We start from the raw sequence: 6537 nt of genomic DNA on the forward strand, positions 1-6537 counted from the left end.
TTTCATATCAAATAGAATAAATTTTAGACAAGAATACTATGGGAAAAATAACAGGTTTTTTAGAATTTGAAAGAGAAATCGAAAGTAATATAGAATCTGTAGAACGTATCAATAATTATAACGAATTTACAATTCCACTATCGAATGAGAAAATTAAAATGCAAGGGTCACGTTGTATGGATTGTGGTATTCCTTTTTGTCACAGTGCTTGCCCATTAGGCAATTTGATTCCAGATTTTAATGATATGGTGCATCAAGAAGAGTGGAAATCAGCTCTAGAAATTTTGCAATCAACCAATAATTTTCCTGAGTTTACTGGAAGATTGTGTCCAGCGCCATGTGAAAAATCATGTGTTTTGGGAATTATAAACGAACCAGTATCAATAGAAAATATTGAAAAAAATATTGTCGAAATAGGTTTTGAAAATGGGTGGATAAAACCTCAAATTCCTCAGGTTAGAACTGGAAAAAAAATAGTGATAGTAGGTTCAGGTCCTGCTGGATTAGCTGCAGCACAGCAATTAAATAATGCTGGACACACTGTGTCAGTTTTCGAAAGAGATGATGCAATAGGTGGATTGTTGCGTTATGGAATTCCAAATTTTAAACTCGAAAAACGAATAATTGATCGAAGAATCGCAATTTTAAAAGAAGAAGGTATTTTGTTTCAAACAAATGTAAATGTTGGGGTAAATTACGCTATTGAAGATTTAAAAAAATTCGATGTAATTGTATTGTGTGGTGGAGCAACAGAAAAAAGAAGTTTACCAACAAAAGGCGCAAAGAGTAAAGGCGTAGTTCAAGCAATGGATTTTTTGACACAGCAAACTAAGGTTTTATACGGTGATAAAATCGACAATCAAATCACTGCTTTTGATAAAAATGTTATCGTAATTGGAGGAGGTGATACAGGTTCAGATTGTGTAGGAACATCTAACAGACAAGGCGCTAAATCGGTTACTAATTTCGAGATTATGCCAAAACCACCTGTTGATCGTAGTCAAACAACTCCTTGGCCTTTTTGGCCATTGCAATTAAAAACAACATCCTCACACGAAGAAGGTTGCGACAGAAATTGGCTTATTAATACCAAAGAATTTTTGGCAAATGAAAAAGGAGAATTGATTGCTCTAAAAACAGTTGAAGTAAAGTGGAAAACTATTCAAGGTCAACGACCAGAATTGATTGAAAAAGAAGATTCCGAAAAAATTTGGCCATGCGATTTGGCTTTGCTTGCTTTGGGTTTTACGGGTCCAGAAAAAACGTTAAGCGAACAATTAGGACTCAACATCGATAATAAAAATAATTTCGCAGCGAGTAATTATCAAACAAATATCCCTAACATTTTTACCGCAGGCGATATGCGACGTGGACAATCTCTAATAGTTTGGGCAATCTCAGAAGGTAGAGAGGCCGCTAGAGCTGTCGATTTGTATTTGATGGGTTCAACCAATTTACCAACCAAAGGAAATGGAGATTTACCTAGTCTATGATTTTTTAAAAAATGCTCAAAAATTCCAATTTTTTTGTTGTGATTCACTCAAGAAAGTCCAAGCTACAATTCTACTTGTTTTTTGACCTTGTGACATATCGATGGTTTTTATTTCGACAGCACTCACTTTGTTTAAAGTTTTGTAAATAGCTGCTAAATTTTCTTTTTTGGAAACGAGGGTTGTAAACCACAAAACCTGCATTGGATATTTTGCACTTTCATATATCATTTGGGTTATGAAACCTATTTCGCCACCATCGCACCAAAGTTCTGCATTATGTCCTCCAAAATTTAAAATTGGAGTTTTGGTTCGAGTTTCTTGCAAATTATTTACTTTTCTTATGGATGGTTTTGTGGCTTCAGCTGCCGAATTATGAAAAGGTGGATTGCATATCGTAAACGCAAATTTATCTTCTGGTAAAATAATATTTTTGAAAATAAAACGTGATTCTACTTGCAATTGCAAACTTATAACATCAATTAATTTCGAATTTTTTTCAATGATTTTTTTACAATTCTGAATGGCATTTTCATCGATGTCAGTACCTACAAAAGACCAGTTATAAATTGAATTTCCTAATATTGGATAAATACAATTCGAACCAATACCGATATCTAAGCCAACTACATTTTCTCCTTCGGGAATAACGGTATTGTTTTTACTTGCTAATAAATCTGCTAGATAGTGAATATAATCTGCACGACCAGGAATGGGTGGACATAGATAGTTTTTAGGAATGTCCCAGTTTTGTATCTCGTAATTTGAAATTAACAATGCTTTATTTAAAGCTTTTACAGCGTCAGGAATGCTAAAATCTATAGTTTCGGTACCATATTCATTTGTAAAAACAAATTTTTTTAGTTCAGGTAAGTTCTCTATTAGTTGCTTAAAATCGTATCCAAATCGATGTAAATTTCTAGGATGAAGATTTGATTTTTCTATAACAGGTAGTGGTTTCATTTAGTAATTAACAAAGTTTGAAAGTGCAAAGTTACGAAGAATACTGATGAAATATTTTAATCGAAGCATTCCATTAATAATAAATCGCCATTTTCGTGCTCGATTCTTATTATTCCGTCTTTTGTAACATAGTTGCTACTTCCTGTTTTATAGCCTAAAGTAAGTTTTTCATTTTCTAACGGATAAAATAAATTTTGGGTTGATATTCCTGTTACATTTCCAATCGGAATTAACGAAATAGGTGTGTTGGCAGTGTACCATTTTTCAAATTTATTTGGTAAGAGAAATACTTTTGAATGATCGTCTAGTATCACAATTTTTAAGTTATTTCGATAACTTACAATATTGGTAAGGTTTGTTATAGTATGATCTGCACGTTTTCCTGTAGCCCAAACTACATTTGCAGCTTTATGTCCTTTTTCAATAAGATAATCGAATGCTTTTTCTAGATCTGTTTTTTCTTGATTTGGTGCATAAACTATTTCAAGTGGATATTGTTTTTCTTTATAATATTCTGGATTGAAACCTCGATCGAAATCACCCAAAAGCACATCGACTTTGATACCAAGATCTAAAACTCTTTCTATGGCGGAATCTAAAACAATGACTAGTGGTGACCATTCTAACAATTGCCCTAATAATTCATCACTACAAGCTGCACCGTTTGCAATAATTAATGCTGGTTCTTGATCGTCTCGGACTATATGATGTGAGGACATTTAATGTTATCGTTTTAATGAAAAATGACCGTTTTCGATGCTGTCATCTTTTAAAATTAATTTGAACCAGTAATCAGATGATGGTAATTCTTTTTCTTGATATTTTCCATTCCAGTTCGATGAATTAGGATTTAAAACGGCAAGTAATTTTCCATAGCGATCAAAAATAGATAAACTTTTGTATTCTTTAAAGTTATCTGCAAGATTCCAAGTGTCGTGTATTCCATCATTATTTGGGGTAAAATATTTGGGATAGCTTATTACATAAAAATCTTCATTAGCTACTCCGCAACCATTAACATCTTTTACATATATAATGTGATTTCCGGGTAATAAATTATTAAAAACAGGACTGGATTGATAACTTCCATTGATTTCGTCAAGCGAATAGACATAGTTTCCAATTCCCGAAGTTGTAACTATTAAAGAATAATTCCCAATATTCCCTTCGATTTTATATTTTATTTTTGCAATTTCGGAGTTAAAAACCTTTAAGGTTCGAATTGATTTACAGCCAGAAGCATTTGTTGCCGTTACACTATATATATTTGGTTGGTTTACTTGTATGCTTTCCGTTTCTAATCCATTACTCCATTTATAAGTTAGAATTTCAGTAGGTAGTAATTTCTCGGCTGATAATGTTATAAAATCCGGATAATTTTCTAAACAATAGGGTATATCTTTATCGACATTTAGCTTTGGTTTTGCATTTGCAATTAATTTAAAAGATGTTACATCAAAACAAGTACTTGCTGATATTGTTTGAATTCTAGCGTAAATAGTTTGAGGATTACTAGTGTTTGGATAGTTAGTTACTAGTGGATTTACATTATTATTTGCATCATCAATGTTCAAATGGTATGATATTTTATAATCTGATGCCAATTGAATTCCTAATATTTCATTATTTTTAGTTGATAAATCGAATAATGCTGATGACGAGTCAACTTCGCACAATTCAAAATCAATTGGCTGATTTGCTATGGGTTTGTTCACTATTTTTATTTCATCAGTAAATACATTTGGTCCTGTTGCTGTTTGAACCGTAAGGGAAACGGTATATGTTCCCACTGATGAAAATATATGAGTTGCATTTTGATCCGAGGAAGAGTTATTAGGGGAATTAACATCCCCAAAATCCCATAATGCTGATAAAATGGCATCATAATTTGGAATATTGAATTGGGTTTGATCTCCCAAACAAAATTTTGATGAGGCAATATTTATATTAAATAGTGAGGTTATAAAAGCGGGTAAACCATAATATGATTTTTTTGGACTTAAATCAACAGCATTAGCATTAAATGAACAAGCTAATCCTAATGAGTTTGGGTTATTGATTACACCTAGAAATGACGAATTGTTTCTAGCTACATATATTTTTTGATTTGGAGCAAGTTGTAATGCGGCAAAAATTCCAGTTTTAGTTGGGCTTACAAAATTCGCTATTAATAATTTTGAATTGTTTATGCTAGTTTCATCTAAATTTGCGATATTGAATTGATAAATTTGAGAAGAATCATTATTAGAATCAATTCGGGATACATACAATAACTTATTGTTTGGAGAAAATTCCACGCCATAAGCTCCAATAGGATTACCCGAAAAATTAGAAGTAGATATAAGAGTTAATTTACCAGTAGTATTATCGAATCTGAACAATTGAATACTGTTTGAATTTTCAGAATTAGCACAAGCAACAAGTTCTCCGTTTGGAGATGATTTTAAATAACCAACAGTTTGAGTTGGAATAGGTTGAATAGTAACTCCAACATTTGAAGATACAGGTGGATTTATTCCAGTAGGAGTTAGTTCGAATGCAACAAATTCATTACCATCATATTTGTGTGATATAATCCAATAATTAACTTTGTTAGCGTGCTTTACAACAGTTATTTTTTCTAATGTTGGAGCAATTAACAAATTGTTTTTTGAAATAACATCACCTAATCCTCCATTCAGATTTATATCCACAATGTTATAATTCAGTCCATTTTGCCTTGCTAAAAAGTCTACAGTAAAAACATAAAATAGATTATTACTAGCTGGTTTTGGGACTATAATAGCTGATTGAGTACTGGAGGAATCACCTAAAAGCCCAGCTCCATTAGGCATTACGATATGGTTTTTATTCCATATTTTTCTACCATCAGTATAAAATAATAAATTTCCTGAAACATCACATAATGTAGCTGTTCCTTCATAAGTATCTAATTCCCCATTGGTTAATGTGACTGGCAAAACTCCTGAATTAAAACTAACTCCTGCTCTCTCACCAAAATACCAAATCCCAGCCTGACTTTGTCCAAAAGCAAGCTGTACAGTGAATAAAATAAATAAATAGAATAATTTCATAAGAAAAAACAATAAAACCCAAATTTATAGTTTTTTCTTATAAACACCCAATTTATATGATGATGATTTATTGAACAGTATAAACTTTTGTATCGACTTCACCAAGGCTAAAAAAGCCAAGAGGCGGATTGTTTGTATCGGTTTGGTTTTTAATATTACCAATTAATGCAGCAGGTGGAGTTGAAAAAGGGTTTCCACCACCGTTTCCAGAAATGCTGATTAGTTTTTGCATAAAATTATAATACTTTTTGGAAATACCTTGAACACTCATATCAAGAATATTTCCTGGTTTGAGTGAATCTTCTGTATAAAAACCAAACATTTTATTTCCTTGATAAAACTCATCACTTTCTGCAAAAAACTCAGGTACAGCAATATTATTTTGTTTGAAAGTGGTGAGATAGTAATTGTTTTCTGAACCATTATCTTGAAACAAAAATTTAACTTGAATTTGATCTCCGTCAAAACCAGACACCGTTTTTTGCTCTATATCTTCAATTTCTGAAGTACTGTATAACTTTTCAGTTGCAGTATAGGTTTGACCATTTTGAGTAACTGTAAGTTTATACGTTTCATTAATTACTGGGATGAAATTATTGCAAATGTATTCTCCACTTGCATTTAATTCTGTAAAGTTAAAAACTGTGTTAGAACTGTTTTCTACAACCACATTTGCTCCTGATACTATGGGAATTGTATAGCTAAAGTAGCTAGTTGTGGTGGTTAGTTTTATTTTTTGGTAGCTACCAGTTGTTCCTCTTTGCCATTTAATAGATGCATCAATAACTAGTTTTGGTGGAGCTGTGTCTAATTCTAGATCAATTACTTTTTCGCAACTGGATAGTGTTAAAAATAAGGTTGTTATAAATAGGTATAGTGTTATTTTTTTCATTTTATTAAAATTTAAAGTTGTAACTTACAGAAGGAACTATTCCAAAAACAGAAAATTTCACTGCTTCATTTAAGGTTGATGTTTCGTTTTGTTGAAAACTAATGGATGCTGCATTTTC

Annotated in this window: 5 protein-coding genes; 1 reads left to right on the forward strand and 4 read right to left on the reverse strand. The window is 31.8% G+C overall.

The annotated features are described in order from the left end of the window. Window positions 1–38 precede the first annotated feature (38 nt). Window positions 39–1493, forward strand: coding sequence for a glutamate synthase subunit beta (locus tag RMO70_RS09305; protein WP_310556164.1), 1455 nt, complete (start codon window positions 39–41; stop codon window positions 1491–1493). A 15-nt stretch (window positions 1494–1508) separates the two neighbouring features. On the opposite strand, the gene rlmF is transcribed toward RMO70_RS09305, so the two are convergent. The 4 genes from rlmF to RMO70_RS09325 all read right to left on the reverse strand — a co-directional run bounded on the left by rlmF (window position 1509) and on the right by RMO70_RS09325 (window position 6419). Further along, window positions 1509–2453 carry a 23S rRNA (adenine(1618)-N(6))-methyltransferase RlmF gene (gene rlmF / locus RMO70_RS09310; RefSeq protein WP_310556165.1) on the reverse strand — a complete coding sequence of 315 codons (945 nt, stop codon included), beginning with the start codon at window positions 2451–2453 and terminating at the stop codon, window positions 1509–1511. Window positions 2454–2509: 56 nt separating this feature from the next. Beyond that, window positions 2510–3172 (reverse strand): thiamine diphosphokinase, encoded by a 663-nt coding sequence (locus tag RMO70_RS09315; protein ID WP_310556166.1) that lies wholly within the window; start codon window positions 3170–3172, stop codon window positions 2510–2512. Window positions 3173–3178: 6 nt separating this feature from the next. Beyond that, on the reverse strand, window positions 3179–5527 hold the full coding sequence (locus RMO70_RS09320; protein WP_310556167.1) for a T9SS type B sorting domain-containing protein: 2349 nt from the start codon (window positions 5525–5527) through the stop codon (window positions 3179–3181). A gap of 67 nt (window positions 5528–5594) precedes the next feature. Beyond that, window positions 5595–6419: a DUF4249 domain-containing protein gene (locus RMO70_RS09325; protein WP_310556168.1), complete on the reverse strand. Its 825-nt coding sequence runs from the start codon at window positions 6417–6419 to the stop codon at window positions 5595–5597. Window positions 6420–6537: the final 118 nt, after the last annotated feature.

Source organism: Flavobacterium sp. (assembly GCF_031422135.1).
GTDB lineage: Bacteria > Bacteroidota > Bacteroidia > Flavobacteriales > Flavobacteriaceae > Flavobacterium.